The 19,032-nt window shown below is 69.0% G+C and carries 18 protein-coding genes; 15 read left to right on the top strand and 3 right to left on the bottom strand.

The window, feature by feature from the left end:
• Nucleotides 1-43: 43 nt before the first annotated feature.
• From ABNQ39_RS34000 to ABNQ39_RS33985, 4 genes are all read left to right on the top strand, one after another.
• Entirely contained in the window at nt 44-1,501 is a 1,458-nt protein-coding gene (locus tag ABNQ39_RS34000) for an NAD-dependent succinate-semialdehyde dehydrogenase (RefSeq protein WP_376966825.1), read from the top strand.
• 206 nt (nt 1,502-1,707) lie between these two features.
• Complete coding sequence (locus tag ABNQ39_RS33995; RefSeq protein WP_376966823.1) at nt 1,708-2,577, top strand: GNAT family N-acetyltransferase; 870 nt, start codon at nt 1,708-1,710, stop codon at nt 2,575-2,577.
• A gap of 13 nt (nt 2,578-2,590) precedes the next feature.
• A complete protein-coding gene (locus ABNQ39_RS33990; protein ID WP_376966821.1) occupies nt 2,591-3,967 on the top strand; it encodes an aspartate aminotransferase family protein in 1,377 nt (458 codons plus the stop codon).
• 165 nt (nt 3,968-4,132) lie between these two features.
• Nucleotides 4,133-4,336 carry a hypothetical protein gene (locus tag ABNQ39_RS33985; protein WP_376966819.1) on the top strand — a complete coding sequence of 68 codons (204 nt, stop codon included), beginning with the start codon at nt 4,133-4,135 and terminating at the stop codon, nt 4,334-4,336.
• A 44-nt stretch (nt 4,337-4,380) separates the two neighbouring features.
• Here ABNQ39_RS33985 and ABNQ39_RS33980 read toward each other — a convergent pair whose 3' ends face one another.
• From ABNQ39_RS33980 to ABNQ39_RS33970, 3 genes are all read right to left on the bottom strand, one after another.
• Nucleotides 4,381-5,760: an aspartate aminotransferase family protein gene (locus ABNQ39_RS33980; RefSeq protein ID WP_376966817.1), complete on the bottom strand. Its 1,380-nt coding sequence runs from the start codon at nt 5,758-5,760 to the stop codon at nt 4,381-4,383.
• A 30-nt stretch (nt 5,761-5,790) separates the two neighbouring features.
• On the bottom strand, nt 5,791-7,284 hold the full coding sequence (locus tag ABNQ39_RS33975) for an NAD-dependent succinate-semialdehyde dehydrogenase (protein ID WP_376966815.1): 1,494 nt from the start codon (nt 7,282-7,284) through the stop codon (nt 5,791-5,793).
• 139 nt (nt 7,285-7,423) lie between these two features.
• The gene (locus tag ABNQ39_RS33970) at nt 7,424-7,930 is read right to left on the bottom strand and encodes an Lrp/AsnC family transcriptional regulator (RefSeq protein ID WP_376966813.1); all 507 of its coding nucleotides are present in this window, start codon (nt 7,928-7,930) and stop codon (nt 7,424-7,426) included.
• A gap of 89 nt (nt 7,931-8,019) precedes the next feature.
• Here ABNQ39_RS33970 and ABNQ39_RS33965 point away from each other — a divergent pair, with 89 nt between their 5' ends.
• The 11 genes from ABNQ39_RS33965 (at nt 8,020) to ABNQ39_RS33915 (ending at nt 19,021) form a co-directional block, all read left to right on the top strand.
• On the top strand, nt 8,020-9,405 hold the full coding sequence (locus ABNQ39_RS33965) for a PLP-dependent aminotransferase family protein (RefSeq protein ID WP_376966811.1): 1,386 nt from the start codon (nt 8,020-8,022) through the stop codon (nt 9,403-9,405).
• Between the two features lie 122 nt (nt 9,406-9,527).
• Nucleotides 9,528-10,313: an ectoine/hydroxyectoine ABC transporter ATP-binding protein EhuA gene (gene ehuA, locus ABNQ39_RS33960; RefSeq protein WP_376966809.1), complete on the top strand. Its 786-nt coding sequence runs from the start codon at nt 9,528-9,530 to the stop codon at nt 10,311-10,313.
• Between the two features lie 81 nt (nt 10,314-10,394).
• Nucleotides 10,395-11,054: an ectoine/hydroxyectoine ABC transporter permease subunit EhuC gene (ehuC, locus tag ABNQ39_RS33955; RefSeq protein WP_376966807.1), complete on the top strand. Its 660-nt coding sequence runs from the start codon at nt 10,395-10,397 to the stop codon at nt 11,052-11,054.
• Between the two features lie 11 nt (nt 11,055-11,065).
• Complete coding sequence (gene ehuD, locus ABNQ39_RS33950; RefSeq protein ID WP_098734882.1) at nt 11,066-11,722, top strand: ectoine/hydroxyectoine ABC transporter permease subunit EhuD; 657 nt, start codon at nt 11,066-11,068, stop codon at nt 11,720-11,722.
• Nucleotides 11,723-11,778: 56 nt separating this feature from the next.
• A complete protein-coding gene (gene eutA, locus ABNQ39_RS33945; RefSeq protein WP_376966804.1) occupies nt 11,779-12,564 on the top strand; it encodes an ectoine utilization protein EutA in 786 nt (261 codons plus the stop codon).
• The gene (gene eutB / locus ABNQ39_RS33940) at nt 12,561-13,547 is read left to right on the top strand and encodes a hydroxyectoine utilization dehydratase EutB (protein WP_376966802.1); all 987 of its coding nucleotides are present in this window, start codon (nt 12,561-12,563) and stop codon (nt 13,545-13,547) included. Before eutA ends, eutB begins: the two co-directional genes overlap by 4 nt.
• A 58-nt stretch (nt 13,548-13,605) precedes the next feature.
• Nucleotides 13,606-14,526: an ectoine utilization protein EutC gene (gene eutC, locus ABNQ39_RS33935; RefSeq protein WP_376967188.1), complete on the top strand. Its 921-nt coding sequence runs from the start codon at nt 13,606-13,608 to the stop codon at nt 14,524-14,526.
• Between the two features lie 45 nt (nt 14,527-14,571).
• A complete protein-coding gene (gene doeA, locus ABNQ39_RS33930) occupies nt 14,572-15,762 on the top strand; it encodes an ectoine hydrolase DoeA (protein WP_376966800.1) in 1,191 nt (396 codons plus the stop codon).
• Nucleotides 15,763-15,764: 2 nt separating this feature from the next.
• On the top strand, nt 15,765-16,784 hold the full coding sequence (gene doeB, locus ABNQ39_RS33925) for a N(2)-acetyl-L-2,4-diaminobutanoate deacetylase DoeB (protein ID WP_376966798.1): 1,020 nt from the start codon (nt 15,765-15,767) through the stop codon (nt 16,782-16,784).
• Between the two features lie 137 nt (nt 16,785-16,921).
• Complete coding sequence (ehuB, locus tag ABNQ39_RS33920; RefSeq protein WP_376966796.1) at nt 16,922-17,770, top strand: ectoine/hydroxyectoine ABC transporter substrate-binding protein EhuB; 849 nt, start codon at nt 16,922-16,924, stop codon at nt 17,768-17,770.
• A 315-nt stretch (nt 17,771-18,085) separates the two neighbouring features.
• Nucleotides 18,086-19,021 carry a flavin reductase family protein gene (locus tag ABNQ39_RS33915; protein ID WP_376966794.1) on the top strand — a complete coding sequence of 312 codons (936 nt, stop codon included), beginning with the start codon at nt 18,086-18,088 and terminating at the stop codon, nt 19,019-19,021.
• Nucleotides 19,022-19,032: the final 11 nt, after the last annotated feature.

Genomic DNA, 19,032 nt, shown 5'->3' with positions numbered 1-19,032 from the left:
CGCCGGTTGCCTGAAAACCCGAGCAGCGGAAAACACAAAGACCATGACCCATCACCTGACGGACTCCTCCCTGTTCCGCGAAAAGGGGCTGATCGGCGGCCGCTGGTGCGACGGGGCTGCCGGCCGGACCATCGGCATCCAGAACCCGGCGACCGGCAGCACCCTCGGCAACGTTCCCGACATGGACGGAACGGATGCCCGCGACGCCATCGCCGCCGCGGCCGAAGCCTACCCGGCCTGGAGGCGGCGCACCCATGCCGACCGTGCCGCGCTGCTGGAGCGCTGGCACGCGCTGATGATCGAGAACCTGGAGGATTTGGCGCGCATCCTGACGCTGGAGCAGGGCAAGCCGCTGGACGAGGCGCGCGGCGAAATCCGCTATGGCGCCTCCTTCGTCAAATGGTTCGCCGAGGAGGCGCGGCGGATCGGCGGGACCACCATCCCCTCCCCCACCCCCGACCGCCGCATCGTCGTGCTGAAGGAGCCGGTCGGGGTCTGCGGCATCATCACGCCGTGGAACTTCCCCAACGCCATGATCACCCGCAAGGTCGCCCCGGCGCTGGCCGCCGGCTGCACCGTGGTCATCAAGCCGTCGGACTTCACCCCCTATTCGGCGCTGGCGCTGGGCGTGCTGGCCGAACGCGCCGGCATCCCGGCCGGCGTGGTCAACATCCTGACCGGCCGGCCGGAGGCCATCGGCGAGGAGCTTCTGGCGAACGAGACCGTCCGCAAGATCTCCTTCACCGGCTCCACCCGCGTCGGCTCGCTGCTGATGCGCGGGGCCGCCGACAGCATCAAGCGGCTGAGCCTGGAGCTGGGCGGCAACGCTCCCTTCATCGTGTTCGACGACGCCGATCTGGATCAGGCGGTGGAGGGGGTCCTCCTCTCCAAGTTCCGCAACGGCGGGCAGACCTGCGTCTGCGCCAACCGCATCCTGGTGCAGTCGGGCGTCTATGAGGCGTTCCGCGACCGGCTGGTCGCCCGCGTCAACGCCATGCGGGTAGGATCGGGGCTGGAGCCGGGGGTCGCCATCGGCCCGATGATCAACGCCGCCGCCGTCGCCAAGATCGAGCGCCACGTCGCCGATGCGGTGTCCAAGGGGGCAACCGTTGCCTCATCCGCCGTCGCGGCGGCGGGTGCGCAGTATGTCGCCCCGGTGGTGCTGACCGGCGCCACCACCGACATGCTGCTGGCCCATGAGGAGACCTTCGGCCCGGTGGCCCCGCTGTTCCGCTTCGAGACGGAGGAGGAGGCCATCGCGCTGGCCAACGCGACGCCTTTCGGGCTGGCCGCCTATTTCTACACGCAGAACCTCGCGCGGTCCTGGCGGGTGGGAGAGGCGCTGGAGGCCGGCATGATCGGGCTGAACACCGGCGCGATCTCGACCGAAGTCGCCCCGTTCGGCGGCGTCAAGCAGTCCGGCCTGGGCCGCGAAGGCGCGCAGGTCGGCATCGAGGAGTATCTGGAGATGAAGACCTTCCACATCGGCGGGTTGGGGTGACGCTCGACAAACAGCAAAAGTCCGGCGGGAACGCTTCACTCCTGCCGGTCTTTTTTAAACGGGAGCGGAACGGCGCCATCCTCGCGGCATAAGATGCGGCGGGCTGCCGGAGCAAAGGTGAAAGATGTCGCAGCGGATGTCGCCTTCGGGCAAACGTCCGGGGCCGCTGCGCACACTCTTGGAGGCAGCGGGTGAAAGGACTGCCCATGAACAGGAATACGGTTCCCAGGAGAGCGATCGACTGGGCGGCTTTCGAGCCGAAGCATCTGGGCGATGCGCTCGCCCTGTCGCAGCAGGCGCAATGGCCGCACCGGCTGGAAGACTGGTCGCTGCTCCTGTCGCTGAGCCGGGGGCTGGTCGCCGTGGATGCCGGATCGGGCCGGCTGGTCGGCACCGTGCTGACGACGCCCTATGGCGAGGATGCCGCCACCATCAACATGGTCATCGTCGACGAGGACTGGCGCGGGCAGGGTCTCGGCCGCCGTCTGATGGATGAGGCGATGGCGCTGGCGGACGGCCGTCCCCTGCGCCTCGTCGCCACCAGCGAGGGGCTGCCGCTCTACGAAAAGCTGGGCTTCCGCGAGGTGGGCACCGTCCTGCGGCACCAGGGAGAAGCCGGTGCGGTTCCGCCGGTGACGGCGGAGGAGGTCGCCCCGGCCGGCACGGAGGATCTTGCGGCCATCGCCGCGCTGGACGGCCAAGCCTTCGGTGCCGACCGCCGCCTGCTGCTGGAGCGCATCGCCGGGGTCGGGTCCTTCACACTGCTGCGCCGGAACGGCGTCCCTACTGGTTTCGCCGCTCTGCGCGACTTCGGCCGCGGGCAGGTCGTCGGCCCGGTGGTCGCCCCCGACGCGGACGGCGCCAAGGCCCTGATCGGCCCGCTCGTCGCGGCGCATCCGGGAAAGCTCCTGCGGGTGGACACCACCGTCGACACCGGCCTCGCCCCATGGCTGGCCGATTGCGGCCTGCTCCATGTCGGCGGTGGCATCGCCATGCGCCGCCCGGCGCCAGCGGCAGTTCCCGCATCAACCCCCACCGTTTCGACTTTCGCGCTCGCCAGCCAGGCACTCGGCTGATCCGGAGAGGACCATGCTCAGCAATTCCCTGATCGAACTCGACCGTGCCCATCTGGTCCATCCCGTCGCGTCATATCGCGGCCATGAGAAGGCCGGGGTGCGGGTCATCGCCTCCGGCGCCGGGGCGACGGTCACCGACGCCGCCGGCCGCCAGCTGGTCGACGGTTTCGCCGGCCTGTGGTGCGTCAACGCCGGCTACGGCCAGCAAAGCCTCATCGACGCCGCCACCCGCCAGATGCAGGAACTGCCCTATGCCACCGGCTATTTCGGGCTTGGCAGCGAACCGGCGATCCGGCTGGCGGCGGCACTCGCCGAACGGGCGCCAGGCGACCTGAACCATGTCTATTTCACGCTGGGCGGATCGGACGCGGTGGACAGCACCGTCCGCTTCATCCGTTATTACTGGCTGGCCAAGGGCCAGCCGCAGCGCGACCAGTTCATCTCCATCGAGCAGGGCTATCACGGCTCCTCCACCGTCGGGTCGGGGCTGACCGCGCTGCCCGCCTTCCATGCCGGCTTCGGCGTGCCCTTCGACTGGCAGCACAAGATTCCGTCGCACTACGCCTACCGCAACCCGGTGGGCGGCGATGCCGATGCGATCATCGCCGCCTCGCTCGCCGCCCTCGACGCCAAGATCGCCGAGATCGGCGGACCGGAGCGGGTCGCCGCCTTCTATGCCGAGCCGATCCAGGGATCGGGCGGCGTGCTGGTGCCGCCCGACGGCTGGATGAAGGCGATGTGCGACCGCTGCCGCAGCCTGGGCATCCTGTTCGTCGCCGACGAGGTCATCACCGGCTTCGGCCGCACCGGCCCGCTGTTCGCCTGCACCGACGACGGCGTGGTCCCCGACATGATGACCACGGCGAAGGGCCTGACCTCCGGCTATGTGCCGATGGGCGCGGTCTTCCTGTCGGACGCGGTGTACGATACCATCGCGGACGCCGCCGGCAGCAGCGCGGTCGGCCATGGCTACACCTACTCCGCCCACCCCGTCAGTGCCGCCGTTGGGCTGGCGGCCTTGCGCCTGTACGAGGACAGCCTGCTCGCCAACGGCGCCAGGGCCGGGGCGCGGCTGATGGCCGGGCTGCAAGCCTTGCGCGATCACCCGCTGGTCGGCGACGTGCGCGGGCGCGGCATGCTGGCCGCCATCGAACTGGTGGTGGACAAGGAGCGCAAGACCCCGCTGCCCGCCGCCGCCGAACCGTCGCGCCGGATTTTCGACCGCGCCTGGAACAACGGGCTGGTGATCCGCGCCTTCGCCAACGGCGTGCTGGGCTATGCCCCGCCGCTCTGCTGCACCGACGACGACATCGACGCGATCCTGGCGCGGACGGCGCAGACGCTCGACCAGACCCTGGACGATCCCGACGTCCGCCGGGCGATGCGCTAAAACAAGGGGGTGTCCGCGGAAAAAACCGCGAATGCCCCCAGGATCAACGACCGCGATCCGGCGAACCGGGCTATTTGTGGGTAGGCGGACACATACCGCCATATGTTCATGTCTCGTTAAGTGCGGCGGTCCACCCTGCGGCATGATGTCGAGGAGGACGTCCAAATGACCTGTTCCCAGCAGAGTGTCGCGGTCGGCGGCTTCACGGCGACGATCACCGACCTTGGGGATCGCCGGGAAATCACCGTCGCGCGTGCGGGGCTCGGTCCCTGGGTCTACCAGGAGACCACCCTGGCGAGCCTCTCGGCCTGCATCGAGCGGTTCGCCGGGCAGTCGGTCTCGCGTCACCGCGCCGATCAGCCCTGTTAGGCCGGTACCGGCGCACTGACGGAGCCCCATTCAGAGTTCGGCGTTCAGAGTTCGGCCGCGACCGCCTTCACCGCCTTGGCTGTCGCCGCCACCACGATGTCGGCCTCCTCCCGCGTCAGGCAGAGCGGCGGTGCGAAGCCGAGGATGTCGCCCTGGGGCATGGCGCGGGCGATGACACCCCGCTCCAGAAGTGCGGCGGACAGGCGCGGCCCGACCTTCGCCTCGGCGGGGAAGAAGCGGCGCTCGTCCCGGTCGGCGACGAACTCCACCGCCGCCAGCATGCCCTCGCCGCGCACCTCGCCGACCATCGGATGCCCGCCCAGCGCGTCGGTCAGCGCCGCGCGGAAATAGCCCCCGGTCTCGCGTGCATTGGACACCAGATCGAGCGTGTCGACCAGCTCCAGATTTGCCACCCCGGCGGCGGCGCAGAGCGGATGCGCCGAATAGGTCCAGCCATGGCCGATGGGGCCGAGCTGGTCGGAGCCCTGCTCCAGCACCTTCCACACCCGGTCGCCGACGATCACCCCCGACAGCGGCGCATAGGCGGAAGTCAGGCCCTTGGCGATGGTGATGAGGTCGGGCCTGATGCCGTAATGGTCGGACCCGAACATGCTGCCGAGCCGGCCGAACCCGGTCACCACCTCGTCGGCGATCAGCAGGATGTCGTGCTTGTCGAGGACGGCCTGGATCTTCTCCCAGTAGCCGGCGGGCGGCGGGACGATGCCGCCGGTGCCCAGCACGGGTTCGCCGATGAAGGCGGCGATGGTGTCCGGCCCCTCCGCCTGGATCAGCGCCTCCAGCTGGTCGGCGCAGTGCTGGGAGAACTGCTCCTCGCTCATGCTGCGGTCGGCCCGGCGGAAGTAATAGGGGGCTTCGGTGTGCAGCACCGGCGGGCGCGGCAGGTCGAAGGCCTTGTGGAACAGCTCCAGCCCGGTCAGGCTGCCGGTCATCACCCCCGACCCGTGATAGCCGCGCCAACGCGAGATGATCTTTTTCTTTTCCGGCCGGCCGAGGATGTTGTTGTAATACCAGACCAGCTTGATGTTGGTCTCGTTCGCGTCCGATCCCGACAGGCCGAAATAGACGCGCGACATCCCGGCGGGCGCCCGGTCGACGATCATCTTGGCCAGCGTGATCGACGGTTCGCTGCCATGCCCGACATAGGCGTGATAATAGGCGAGCTTGCCGGCCTGCTCGGCGATGGCGTCGACGATCTCGCGGCGGCCATAGCCGACATTGACGCAGTAGAGGCCGGCGAAGGCGTCCAGGCTGCGCTTACCGTCACGGTCGGTGATGTAGACGCCGTCGCCGCCGGTGACGACGCGGGTCGGGGTGTCGCCGCGGGCATGCGCCGCCATGTGGGTCGACGGGTGGAAGAAATGGTCGCGGTCCCAGGCGGTCAGCTCGTTGGTCAGGTCGGTCATGACGTTTCTTTCCAGATCGGGAGTTTCTGCTCAGGCGGCGTCGAGGCAGACGTATTTCAGCTCGGTGAAGGCCTCCATCCCATGGCGTGAGCCTTCGCGGCCGAGACCGGATTGCTTGACCCCGCCGAAAGGAACCGGCGCGCCGGTGATCTTCACCCGGTTGACCGCCACCATGCCGTAGTGCAGCGCCCGCGACAGGCGGAGGATCCGGCCGGCGTCGCGGGTCACCAGATAGGCGACGAGGCCGTAGTCGGTGTCGTTGGCACGGGCCACCGCCTCCGCCTCGTCGTCGAACGGCAGGATCGCGGCGACCGGGCCGAAGGTCTCCTCGCGCAGGATCAGCGAGTCCGGCGCCACGTCGGCCAGCACGGTCGGGCTGTAGAACAGCGGGCCGGCGGGATGGACCTCACCGCCGGTCAGGCAGCGGGCGCCGCGGTCCAGCGCGTCGCGGACATGATGGGCACATTTGTCGACGGCCCGCCCGTTCATCAGCGGGCCGATCTGCACGTCCGGCTCCAGCCCCGGCCCGACGCGCAGCGCGGCACTGCGGGCGGTGAAGGCGGCGCAGAAGCTGTCATAGAGCGGACGCTGCACATAGATGCGGTTGGCGGCGAGGCAGTCCTGGCCGGAGGTGGCGAACTTCGCGTCGACGGCGATGTCCACCGCCCGTTGCAGATCGGCGTCGGCGAAGACCAGCAGGGGCGCATGGCCGCCCAGTTCCATCGCCAGCCGCTTCATGGTGGGCGCGCAGCGCGCGGCGATGCGGCTGCCGATTTCGGTGGAGCCGGTGAAGCTCATGGCACGGACGCGGGCATCGTCGCACAGCGCGCCGACCAACGGTTCCGGATCGCCGGTCAGGACGTTGAACACGCCGGCGGGGATGCCTGCCCGCTCCGCCAGTTCCGCCAGCGCCAGCGCCGACAGCGGCGTTTCGGACGACGCATGCGCCACCACGGTGCAGCCGGCGGCCAGTGCCGCCGCCGCCTTACGCGTCAGCATGGCCGACGGGAAGTTCCAGGGCGTCGCCATGCCGACCACGCCCAGCGCCTCCCGCCGCAGCAGCATTTCGGCACCGGGCAGGTGGCTGGCGATGCTCTCGACGCCGACCCGCTTGGCTTCTTCCGCGTACCATTCGACGAAGGAGGCGGCGTAGTCGATCTCCCCCCGCGATTCGGCGAGCGGCTTGCCCTGCTCCAAGGTCATCAGCAGAGCGAGGTCTTCCCTAGCCGCGGTGATGCGGTCGAACCAGTCGCGCAGCCGGGCGGCGCGGTCCTGCGGCAACCGGGCGCTCCAGGCCGGAAAGGCGGCGGCGGCGGCGGTGACGGCGGCGGTCGCCTGGGCGGCGTCCAGCGCCGCGACCTGGGCGAGAGTCCGTCCGCTGGCCGGGTCGGTCACCGCGAAGGTGGCGCCGTCCGGTGCCGCGGTCCAGCGTCCGCCGATATAGGCGAGTTCGCGCAGCAGCCGGCGGTCGCTCAGGCGGCTGACGGCGTCGTGACGGTCCGGACGGGACAGCTGCGCGGTCATGGGCACCTCCGGAAAGAATTGGGCGTCGAAACGCCGATGTCCGGAGTTTAGGGGTGCCGCGATGGAGAAAGTGTCCGAACCTGCCCCTTGGGGCGGAGAGTGTCTCTTTCCCGAGGCGGGCAGGAAGAGAAAGTCTCTATCAGCTTGCGACGGACCCGCCCGGCTCCTCCATCAGCGCCTCCAGCGGCATCGCCGCATCGTCCTTCACCGTCCGCGTGACGATGTAGGTGAAATAGCGGTCGATCCCGGCGTCGCCGTCCAGCAGCCGGTCGATGAGCCGCTGATAGGCATCGACGTCGCGCGCCACCACCCGCAGGACATAATCGACCCCGCCGCCGACCGACCAGCAGGAGACGATGCCGGGCTCGGTCCTGACCGCCCGCTCGAAGCGGTCGAAATCGGCCTGCCGGTGGCTTCCCAGCGTCACCTCGACCAGCGCCATCGCGAAGGGCGTCACCTGCCGCAGCGCCAGCCGCGCGTGATAGCCGGTGACGATGCCGCCCTCCTCCAGCCGGCGCAGCCGCACCCAGCACGGCGTCGGCGACAGCCCCACCCTGTCGGCCAAAGCCAGCTTGGTGATGCGGCCGTCCCGCTGGATTTCCGAAAGGATGCGCAGATCGATGGAATCGAGCTTCAGGTCGGGCATGGAACAGCGTGCCTCTGGAAAATGACGACCCGACGATGTCCGCGCTTTCCGCCATTGTCAAATGTGGTGATTTCCAGCAGAAATGTTGCATGACAAAGTGGCACCCCGATGCATCGGCTTTGAGCAGGCCTGTCTATCTCTCGCTGGCCGATCAGGTGCAGCGGGCGATCACGCAAGGCCAACTGGCGGTCGGCGACCAGCTGCCCACCCACCGGCAGCTTGCCGACGAATTGGGCATTTCCGTCCAGACCGTCAGCCGCGCCTACGAGGAGCTGATCCGACGCGGTCTGATCAGCGGGGAGACCGGGCGCGGCACCTTCATCCGTGCCGTCCAGACCGAGGTCGACCCGCCCTACATCCCGCAACGCACCGACGAGGTGATCGACCTGTCGATCCTGAAGCCGGTGTGCGAGCCTTTGCATGTGGAGGCGATGCGGGGCGCGCTGGTGGAGCTTGCCGCCAGCCTGCCGCCGGCCGTGGTGCTGTCCTTCCGCCCCAACACCCTGTTCGCCCGCCACCGGGCGACGGCGGTGTCCTGGCTGCGCCACTGCGGGGTGGAGACGGGGGCTGCCAACGTCACCCTGACCAACGGCGCCACCGCCGGCATGACCATCGCCCTGATGGCCGCCGCCCCTCCCGGATCGACCGTGGTGACGGAGGAGGTCGGGCACCATACCCTGCTGCCGCTGGCCTCCTATCTCGGCATCAAGCTGCGCGGCGTCGCCATCGACGAGGAAGGGATCCGGCCCGACGCCCTCGACGCCGCCTGCCGCGACGGCACGGCCAAGGCCCTGTTCGTCATGCCGAACCCGATCAACGCCACCGCGACCCACATGGGCGAGGACCGGCGGAGGGAGATCGCGCGGCTGGCCCAGCGGCACAATCTCTCCATCGTGGAGAACGACCCGCTCGGGCCCCTGCTGAGCGAGCGGCGTCCGCCGCTGGCGGCCCTGGCGCCTGAACGGACCCTCTACGTCACCAGCTTCACCAAGACGGTGATGCCGGGCCTGCGCACCGGCTATCTGGTGGTTCCGGACCGGCTGCTCGCCGCCGTCACCAACCGCCATCTGGTGACCAACTGGATCGCGACGCCCATCGTCGCCGAGATCGCCACCCGCTGGGTCGAGAGCGGATTCGCGATGGAGATGGTGGAGTGGCAGCGCAAGGCCTTGCACCGCCGCCACGCGCTGGCGGCGGAGATCCTGAAGGGCATCCCCCACCGCAGCCATGCCGAAGGGCTGCATCTGTGGTTGCCGCTGGGGGAAGGGCGGCCGGAGGCGACCTTCGTGTCGCATGCCCGCCATCAGGGGGTGGCGCTGGCGCCGGGATCGGCCTTTGCCATAGGTCCCGGCACGCGCCCCGACGCGCTGCGTGTCTCCATCGGCTCCACCACCGAGGCGGAGTTGCATGCTGGCCTGCGCGTGATCGTCAATCTGCTGAACAGCGACCCGGAGCCGGTGCTGCTCGCCATATGACCGTCCCGAGCCTACCCCCTCCGGAATTGTCATGATTTGATTTTCCGGATTGACATGATTTTTGCGGTCCCGCATCGTTTGCGCACATCCACGGTCGCCAACCATTGCAAGGGAAGACCGGTGTGACCGACACAATCATCGACATCGACCGGGTCACGAAGCGCTACGGCTCGCACACCGTGCTGCAGGATTTGTGTTTTTCAGTCCGGCCGGGTGAGAAGCTGGCGCTGATCGGGCCGTCCGGCTCCGGCAAGACGACGATCCTGCGGACGCTGATGACGCTGGAGACCATCGAAAGCGGCACCATCCGCATCGACGGCAAGCCCCTGTTCCAGATGGAGCGCAACGGCAGCCTGGTCCCCGCCGACGAGGCGCATCTGCACCGGATGCGCACCAAGATCGGCATGGTGTTCCAGCTGTTCAACCTGTTCCCGCACAAATGCGTGCTGGACAACGTCACGCTGGCGCCGATGCTGACCAAGGGCGTGAGGAAGGCGGATGCCGAACGCCGGGCGATGGAACTGCTGGACCTCGTCGGCCTCGCCGACAAGGCCCGCGCCATGCCGGCCCAGCTGTCCGGCGGCCAGAAGCAGCGGGTGGCCATCGCCCGCGCCCTGGCATTGCAGCCCAGGATCATGCTGTTCGACGAAGTGACCTCGGCCCTCGACCCTGAACTGGTGGAAGAGGTGCTGAGCGTGATGCGGATGCTGGGGTCCACCACCGACATGACCATGTTGCTGGTGACCCACGAGATGAGCTTCGCCCACGATTTCGCCGACCGCGTGCTGTTCTTCGACCGAGGCCGCATCGTGGAGGAGGGGCCGCCGGACGTCCTCTTCACAAATCCAACCCATGAGCGGACCCAGGCCTTTTTGAAAAAGATCATCGCTGCCGGACAGCGGATCTGACGGTCTACGCATCCGACGGCTCGGCGCATCCGACTGCGTCCGTTTTCCGCTTTTTCCCCGAACGCAGGAGGTCTCGGCTTCATGGCTGATTGGGCCGGCTATCTGGGCTTGATGCTGGACGGCGCGCTGGTGACGGCGAAGCTGACCGTGCTCGGCTGCGCGCTGGCCCTGCCGGCCGCCTTCCTCGCCGGGCTGGGCCGGCTGTCGCGCTACTCCGCGGTGCGCGCCGTGTCGGTCGCCTATATCGAGTTCTTTCGCGGCACGTCGATCTTCGTCCAGCTGTTCTGGGCCTATTTCGTCCTGCCGCTGATCGGGGTGACGCTGACGCCGTTGCAGGCCGGGGTGCTGGCGCTTGGGCTGAATGTCGGCGCCTATGGCGCGGAGGTGGTGCGGGCGGCGGTGCAGTCCATCGGCCGCGAACAGCACGAGGCCTGCGTCGCCCTGAACCTGACGCGCTGGCAAAGCCTGCGTCACGTGTTGCTGCCGCAGGCGGCGGTGGTGATGGTGCCGACCTTCTGCAACAACGCCATCGAACTGCTGAAGGCGACCTCGGTCGTCTCGCTGATCTCGCTCAGCGACCTCACCTTCCAGGCGCAGGTCGTCCGCTCGCAGACCGGCAGCACCGCGCTGCCCTTCCTGACCGTGCTGGTCATCTACTTCGCCTATGCCAGCCTGATCTCGGCCGGCATGAAAGCCCTGGAGCGCCGCATGACCCGCGGCCTCGACGGGCTGCGCACTTAAGGAAACCGGCCATGGAATGGGATTGGGAGTTCGTCCGCGAGATCATGCCGATGCTGCTGGACGGCCTGCGCATCACGCTGCTGGCCACGCTGCTCGGCTCCATCCTGGCCGCCGCCGCCGGTCTGGGCTTCGCCCTGCTGCGCCGCTCGAAGAGCCGGCCGGTGGCGCGCATCACCGGCTTCGTGGTGGAGTTCATCCGCGGCACGCCGCTGCTGGTGCAACTGTATTTCCTGTTCTACGTGCTGCCGGAACTGGGCCTGCTGCTGTCGCCGCTGACCGCCGGGGTGGTGGGCCTGGGCCTCCATTACGCCACCTACACGTCGGAGGTCTTCCGCGCCGGCATCGACAACACGCCGCGCGGCCAGTGGGAGGCGGCGAAGGCCTGCAACCTCACGCCCTACCAGACTTGGCGCCACATCATCCTGCCGCAGGCGATCCCGCCGATGATCCCGGCGCTGGCGAATTATTTCGTCGCGATGTTCAAGGAAACCCCGCTGCTCTCCGCCATCACGGTGATCGAGCTGATGAGCGAGGCCCGCGGCGTCGCCAACAGCAATTACCGCTACCTGGAGCCGATGACGATGGTCGGCGTCCTGTTCCTGTGCATCAGCCTGATCGCCGTGCCCGCCCTGCACCTGCTGGAACGCCGGTTCCGGCCACCCCGCTGATTGCTGACGCGCAGATTGCCGACGCGCTGACACGCCGATCCCGGAGTTTTCGAGCCATGTCCTCCCTCCCCATCCTGCGCTCGCCCACCGCGCTGGCCTTCGACGACCGCCCGGTCGAAAAGCGCGTCGGCCTCGTCGTGCTGGCGACCGACCACACGACCGAACCGGACTTCCGCCGCATGGTCGCCGGCGACCGCATCGGCATCTACACCGCGCGCATCGCCTACGCCAACCCGACGACGCCGGAGAATCTGCGCCGCATGCAGCCGCGCCTCGCCGAAGGGGCGGCGCTGATCCTGCCCGACGAGCCGCTCGACGCCATCTGCTATTCCTGCACCTCGGCCAGCGTCGTGATGGGCGACGACGCCATCGAGCAGGCCATCGCCTCGGCCAAGCCGGGCGTTCCCGTCATCACCCCGCCCGCCGCCGCCCGCCACGGCCTGACGGCGTTCGGCGTTCAGCGCATCGCCGTGCTGACCCCCTACACCGAACAGACCAGCCGGCCGATGGCCGCCTATTTCGGCGTGCATGGCTTCGACATCGCGCGCTTCACCTGCTTCGGGCTGGACGACGACCGCGAGATGGCGCGCATCGCGCCGGCCAGTCTGGTCCGCGCCGCCGTCGAAGCGATGCCGCCCGACGCCGAGGCGCTGTTCATCTCCTGCACCGCCCTGCGCTCGGCCGGCGTCGCCGCCGAGATCGAGGCCGCCATCGGCCGCCCCGTCGTCACCAGCAACCAGGCCACCGCCTGGGCCGCGCTGCGGCTGTGCGGCGACGACCGGCCCCGGCCTGAAGGTGGGCGGCTGATGACCCTGCCGCTGCCGGGGAAGGCCTGGTCATGACAGAGCGCCGCATCGGCCTGGAGGACGTCTTCCGCGCCCGCGCGCGGCTGGCCGGGCGGATCGTGGCGACGCCGACCGTCGCCTCGCCCAGCCTGACCGCCCGCTGCGGCGCTCCGGTCTTCCTGAAGCTGGAAACCCGCCAGACCACCGGCAGCTTCAAGCTGCGCGGCGCCACCAACGCGCTGTCGGCCCTGCCGCGCGAGGCACTGGCGACGGGGGTCGCGGCGGCTTCCACCGGCAATCATGGCCGGGCGCTCGCCCATGCCGCCGCACAGGCCGGCGTCCGCTGCGTCGTCTGCATGTCGGCGCTGGTCCCAGCCAACAAAATCGAGGGGATCCGCGCGCTGGGGGCGGAGATCCGCATCGTCGGCCGTTCCCAGGACGACGCGCAGGTCGAGGTCGACCGGCTGGTCCGCGAGGAGGGCTTCGCCACCGTCCCGCCCTTCGACCATGCCGACGTGATCGCCGGACAGGGCACGCTGGGGCTGGAGATCATCGAGGCGGTGCCCGACGCCGAGCTGCTGCTGGTGCCGCTGTCGGGCGGCGGCCTGATCGGCGGCGTGGCGCTGGCGGCCAAGGCCCTGCGGCCAGGCCTGCGGGTGATCGGCGTGTCGATGGAACGCGGCGCCGCGATGCATGCCAGCCTGAAGGCCGGACGCCCGGTCCAGGTCGAGGAGTTGGAAACGCTGGCGGACTTGCTCGGCGGCGGCATCGGGCTCGACAACCGCCACACCCACCGGCTCGCCGCCAGCCTGCTCGACGACGTGGTCCTGCTGACCGAGGCGGAGATCGCCACCGGCATCGAACACGCCTATTCCGCCGAGCAGGAGATCGTCGAGGGGGCCGGTGCCGTCGGCATCGCCGCTCTGCTCGCCGGCAAGGCGACGCCGCGCGGGCCCACAATCGCGCTGCTGTCCGGCCGCAACATCGCCATGGACCTGCACCGCCGCATCATCACCGGAGGCCTGCCATGCCCCGCATGACCATCCTGACCGAGGCGGAGCTGCGGCGGATCGTTCCGCTCGACCGCGATGCCGTCGCCTGCGTCGAGGACGCCTTCCTGGCGCTGGCCACCCGCCCGGTGGCGATGCCGCCGATCCTGCGGCTCGACATCCCGAATATCGTGGGGAAGTCGACGTCAAAACCGCCTATGTACCCGGCCTCGACGGTTTCGCCATCAAGATCAGTCCGGGCTTTTTCGGCAACCCGGCGCTCGGCCTGCCCAGCGTCAACGGGCTGATGGTGCTGCTGAGCAGCCGGACCGGTCTGGTCGAAGCCCTGCTTCTCGACAACGGCTATCTGACCGACGTGCGGACCGCGGCGGCGGGGGCGGTCGCCGCCAAGCATCTGTCGCGTCCCGACAGCGCCGTCGCCGCCATCTTCGGCGCCGGGGTGCAGGCGGCGTTGCAGCTGGAGGCGCTGACCCTGGTCCGCCCGATCCGCGAGGCCCGCCTCTGGGCACGCCAGCCCGAGCGCGCCACCGCCGCCGCCGCCCGCCTGTCGGAGCGGCTGGGCTTCCCCGTGCATGCCGCGGCGGAGAGCAGGGCGGCGGTCGCCGGTGCCGACATCGTCGTCACCACCACCCCGGCCGACCGGCCGATCCTGATGGCGGACTGGCTCGAACCCGGTCAGCAAGTCACCGCCATGGGGTCGGACGCCGAGCACAAGAACGAACTCGATCCCGCCATCCTGTCCCGTGCCGGCCTCTATGTCGCCGACCGCCTGACGCAGACCCGCCGGCTTGGCGAACTGCACCACGCGATTGCCGCCGGCACGGTCGCCGCCGACCGCGACTTCCCGGAACTGGGCGCCGTCATCGCCGGGCAGGCCGCCGGCCGCCTGTCCACCGATGCCATCACCGTCTGCGACCTCACCGGAACCGGGGTGCAGGACACCGCCATCGCCACGCTGGCGCGCGGCCGGGCCCTGGCGGCCGGTGCCGGCACCGTCTTCGACGCCTGATCCTTCTTTTCCCATGCCCCTCCTCTTACGAGAGAGACTCCCGACATGCTGGAACCGACGCTGAACTTCAGCCGGGCCGAATATGCCGCCCGGCTCGACAAGACCCGTGCCGCCATGGACAAGGCCGGCATCGAGCTGCTGATCGTCACCGATCCGTCGAACATGGCCTGGCTGACCGGCTATGACGGCTGGTCCTTCTACGTCCACCAATGCGTGATCGTGCCGCCGCACGGCAAGCCGATCTGGTACGGCCGCGGCCAGGACGCCAACGGCGCCAAGCGCACCGCCTATCTGGCCCATGACAGCATCATCGGCTATCCCGACCATTACGTGCAGTCGACCGAACGCCATCCGATGGACCTGCTGTCGACGATCCTGGCGGATCGCGGCTGGGGCAATCTCGGCATCGGCGTCGAGATGGACAATTACTGGTTCACCGCCGCCGCCTACCAGTCGCTGACCACCCATCTGCCCAACGCCCGCTTCAAGAACGCGACGGCGCTGGTCAACTGGCAGCGCGCGGTGAAGAGCCCGCAGGAACTCGACTACATGCGCAAGGCCGCCCGCATCGTCGAGGCGATGCACGCCCGCATCGTCGAGCGCGTCGAGCCGGGGATGCGCAAATGCGACCTCGTGGCCGAGATATACGACGCCGGCATTCGCGGCATCGGCGGGGCGGACGGCTTCGGCGGCGACTATCCGGCCATCGTCCCGCTTCTGCCGTCGGGCGCCGACGCCTCGGCCCCGCACCTGACCTGGGACGACAAGCCGATGAAGCTCGGCGAAGGCACCTTCTTCGAGATCGCCGGCTGCTACAAACGCTATCACTGCCCGCTGTCGCGCACCGTCTTCCTCGGCACGCCGACCCAAGCCTTCCTCGATGCCGAGAAGGCGACGCTGGAGGGAATGGAGGCCGGGCTTGCCACCGCCAAGCCGGGCAACAGCTGCGAGGACATCGCCAACGCCTTCTTCGCTGTGCTGAAGCGCTACGGCATCACCAAGGACAACCGCACCGGCTACCCCATCGGCCTCAGCTATCCGCCGGACTGGGGCGAGCGCACCATGAGCCTGCGCCCCGGCGACCGCACCGAACTCCAGCCCGGAATGACCTTCCACTTCATGACCGGCCTTTGGCTGGAGGATATGGGGCTGGAGATCACCGAGAGCATCGCCATCACCGACACCGGCGTCGAATGCCTGGCCGATGTGCCGCGCAAGCTGTTCGTGAAGTCCTGACCATGGCGCCCGTTGCACTTGCCCCCTCCCCCATAACCCCGACGGTCGATTTCGACCGCGACGGCGTGCAGCACGGCTTCCTGCGCCTGCCCTACAGCCGCGACGATTCGGCCTGGGGGTCCGTGATGATCCCGCTCACCGTGGTGCGCAACGGCAGCGGGCCGACCGCCCTGCTGACCGGCGCCAACCATGGCGACGAGTATGAGGGCGCCGTCGCCCTGTTCGACCTCGCCCAGACCCTCACCGCCGACCGGGTCGCCGGCCGCGTCATCATCGTTCCGGCGATGAACTACCCGGCCTTCCAGGCGGGAACCCGAAGCTCGCCCATCGACAAGGGCAACCTGAACCGCAGCTTTCCCGGCCGGCCCGACGGCACGGTGACGCAGAAGATCGCCGATTACTTCACCCGCGACCTCCTGCCGCTGGCCGATCTGGTGATGGACATCCATTCCGGCGGCCGGACGCTGGACTTCGTTCCCTTCGCTGCCGCCCACATCCTGCCCGACAAGGACCAGGAGGCGCGCTGCTTCGCTGCCGTGGCCGCCTTCGCCGCGCCCTTTTCGATGCGCATGCTGGAGATCGACGCGGTCGGCATGTACGACACGGCGGCGGAGGAGCTGGGCAAGACCTTCGTCACCACCGAACTCGGCGGCGGCGGCACCGGCCGGGCGGAGACCATCGCCATCGCCAAGCGCGGCGTCCGCAACGTCCTGCGCCACGCCGGGATCCTGACGGACGGCCAAGCGGCGGAAGGGCAGGCGGAAGCCAGCCGCTGGCTCGACATGCCGTCGGGCGACTGTTTCCGCTTCGCCGAGGACAGCGGCCTGATCGAGGCCTGCGTCGATCTGGGCCAGCCGGTGCGGGCGGGCGACCTGCTCGCCCGCATCCACCCCATCGGCCGCACGGGGCTGGCGCCGGCCGAATACCGGGCGGCGCTGGACGGCATCCTGGCGGCCCGGCATTTCCCCGGCCTGGTCAAGGCCGGCGACTGCATCGCGGTGGTCGGAACGGTCGAGAGCTGACCGCCGCCTGTTGAAACCCGCCTCGGCAGAAGGCGGGCGTGTGAAGAACGGTATCGACACCGACCGGACAGGGGCCGGCGCGCCGACGGAAGCGCCGGCCGGGCAATCACCGAATTACGGAAAAAGGGACGGCCGACATGAAACATCTCAAGATCGCCAAAAGCTTCGGCATCGCCGCCGCGACACTTCTGACGCTCGCCGCGCCGGCCTTTGCCGCCGACACGCTGGAGACTCTGCGCGAACAGGGCTTCGCCCGCATCGGCATCGCCAACGAACCGCCCTACACCGCCGTCAAGCCGGACGGCACCGTGTCGGGCGCCGCCCCCGACGTCGCCCGCGCGGTGATGAAGAAACTGGGGGTCAACGACGTCGTCGCCTCGATCTCCGAATATGGCGCGATGATTCCAGGCCTCCAGGCCCGCCGCTTCGACGCCGTCACCGCCGGCCTGTTCATGAAGCCGGAGCGCTGCAAGGCCGTCGCCTATTCCGAGCCGATCCTCTGCGACGCCGAATCCTTCGCCTTGAAGAAGGGCAACCCTCTGAAGCTGACCTCCTACGAGGACATCGCCAAGAACCCGAACGCCAAAATCGGCGCTCCCGGCGGCGGCACCGAGGAGAAGCTGGCGTTGCAGGCCGGCGTGCCGCGCGACCGCGTGATCGTGGTGCCGGACCCGCAGAGCGGCATGAAGATGCTGCAGGACGGCCGCATCGACGTCTATTCGCTGCCGGTCCTGTCGATCCACGATCTGGTCGGCAAGGCCAACGACCCGAACATCGAGGTGGTCGCCCCGGTCAAGGGCGCCCCGGTCTATTGCGACGGCGCCGCCTTCCGCAAGCAGGACACCGCACTCCGCGACGCCTTCGACAAGGTGCTGGCCGAGATGAAGGCGTCCGGCGAGTTCGCCAAGATCATCGAGCCCTACGGCTTCTCCGCCGAGGCTGCGAAGCAGACCTCCCGCGAGAAGCTCTGCGCCGCGTCCAACTGATCGGGCCGGGCACGCGGCGGCGCGTGGATTGAAGTCAGACGTTGGCCTGAACTGGGGCGGGGCAGGACATCTGCCTCGCCCCAGCTGCATTTCCCTCTGCCCGCAGCCCCTGTCCGCCAGCGACGGCGCTGCCGCGGCAGGACCTGTTCCTTGGAATTGATGGGACAAAATGTCGCACATTCCTCTGTAGAGGAGGAAGATGGCGGTGTCCGCCCAGGGTAGCCTCGTCTTCGTAATAGAAGGGAGGCTGACGTGACATTCTCTTCGAATGAACCATCGCCCATCAATCAAAGAGACCTTCGAAACGCCTTCGGCATGTTCCCGACCGGGGTTACGGTCGTCACCGTGCTCGACGAAGACGGAAATCCCCGCGGGATAACGGCGAATTCCTTCACATCCGTTTCGCTCGATCCGCCGCTGGTCCTTGTCTGCATCGGAAACCGATCCTTCAGCTTTCCGATCTTTTGCAGCACACCGTCCTTCGCCGTTAACCTGCTGCACGCGGGACAGGCCGATGTCTCCAGCCTTTTCGCCTCCCGTTCACCCGAGAAATTCCAGTCGACCGGCTTCGGCCCGAAACACACCGGCGCGCCGGTCCTGACCGATTGCCTCACCTGGTTCGATTGCACGGTGCACGACCGCGTGATGGCCGGCGACCATCTGGTTCTCATCGGCCGCGTCCAGGCCTTCGGCTCCAGCGCGACGGCAGGTGGAACAGCTCCGCTCGGCTTCTGCCGGGGCCGGTACGCGACGGTGCGCGAAGCGCAGGACGCCGGAGCCGAGGCGCCGCACGGCATGCAGGTCGGCTACCTCGTCGAAGCGGACGACGGCATCCTGCTGCAGTCCGACGGAGCGGGCGGCTGGCGCCTGCCGGGCGGCCGCAGCCGCAAGGCCGAACGGGCTCTGCCCTTGGCGGACGGCAGCACGCTGCCGCTGCGGCCGGACGACAGCTTCCTCTATTCGGTCTTCGACGTCGCCGGGCAGGATTTCGGCTGTCTGGTCTATCGCACCCGCCTCGCCGCCGATGCGGCCACCATGACCCTGCCGCCGGGGCTCCGTGTCTTCGCGCTCGACGCCCTGCCCTTCGAGGCGATGGCGACGCGCGAGACCCGGGCGATGCTGCGCCGCTATGTCCGGGAACGGCAGGCCGACCGCTTCGGCATCTACATCGACTCGAGCGACGGCGGGCGGCTGGCGATGGTCGACGGCCGCCCCTCTCCCTGGCCCGGCACCTTCGCCGAACACGGCTGATCTCCCCCGCC

This window comes from Azospirillum sp. A26, assembly GCF_042604635.1.
Taxonomy (GTDB): Bacteria; Pseudomonadota; Alphaproteobacteria; order Azospirillales; family Azospirillaceae; genus Azospirillum; species Azospirillum palustre.
The sequence above is the reverse complement of the archived record's forward strand: the minus strand, read 5'-3'. Positions and strand labels throughout refer to the sequence as shown.

Excerpts from the sequence above, each read along its gene's own strand:
- ABNQ39_RS34000 (WP_376966825.1), top strand. The coding sequence starts at position 44 with ATGACCCATCACCTGACGGACTCCTCCCTGTTCCGCGAAAAGGGGCTG.
- ABNQ39_RS33995 (WP_376966823.1), top strand. The coding sequence starts at position 1,708 with ATGAACAGGAATACGGTTCCCAGGAGAGCGATCGACTGGGCGGCTTTC.
- ABNQ39_RS33990 (WP_376966821.1), top strand. The coding sequence starts at position 2,591 with ATGCTCAGCAATTCCCTGATCGAACTCGACCGTGCCCATCTGGTCCAT.
- ABNQ39_RS33985 (WP_376966819.1), top strand. The coding sequence starts at position 4,133 with ATGACCTGTTCCCAGCAGAGTGTCGCGGTCGGCGGCTTCACGGCGACG.
- ABNQ39_RS33980 (WP_376966817.1), bottom strand. The coding sequence starts at position 5,760 with ATGACCGACCTGACCAACGAGCTGACCGCCTGGGACCGCGACCATTTC.
- ABNQ39_RS33975 (WP_376966815.1), bottom strand. The coding sequence starts at position 7,284 with ATGACCGCGCAGCTGTCCCGTCCGGACCGTCACGACGCCGTCAGCCGC.
- ABNQ39_RS33970 (WP_376966813.1), bottom strand. The coding sequence starts at position 7,930 with ATGCCCGACCTGAAGCTCGATTCCATCGATCTGCGCATCCTTTCGGAA.
- ABNQ39_RS33965 (WP_376966811.1), top strand. The coding sequence starts at position 8,020 with ATGACAAAGTGGCACCCCGATGCATCGGCTTTGAGCAGGCCTGTCTAT.
- ehuC (WP_376966807.1), top strand. The coding sequence starts at position 10,395 with ATGGCTGATTGGGCCGGCTATCTGGGCTTGATGCTGGACGGCGCGCTG.
- ehuD (WP_098734882.1), top strand. The coding sequence starts at position 11,066 with ATGGAATGGGATTGGGAGTTCGTCCGCGAGATCATGCCGATGCTGCTG.
- eutA (WP_376966804.1), top strand. The coding sequence starts at position 11,779 with ATGTCCTCCCTCCCCATCCTGCGCTCGCCCACCGCGCTGGCCTTCGAC.
- eutB (WP_376966802.1), top strand. The coding sequence starts at position 12,561 with ATGACAGAGCGCCGCATCGGCCTGGAGGACGTCTTCCGCGCCCGCGCG.
- doeA (WP_376966800.1), top strand. The coding sequence starts at position 14,572 with ATGCTGGAACCGACGCTGAACTTCAGCCGGGCCGAATATGCCGCCCGG.
- doeB (WP_376966798.1), top strand. The coding sequence starts at position 15,765 with ATGGCGCCCGTTGCACTTGCCCCCTCCCCCATAACCCCGACGGTCGAT.
- ehuB (WP_376966796.1), top strand. The coding sequence starts at position 16,922 with ATGAAACATCTCAAGATCGCCAAAAGCTTCGGCATCGCCGCCGCGACA.
- ABNQ39_RS33915 (WP_376966794.1), top strand. The coding sequence starts at position 18,086 with ATGTTCCCGACCGGGGTTACGGTCGTCACCGTGCTCGACGAAGACGGA.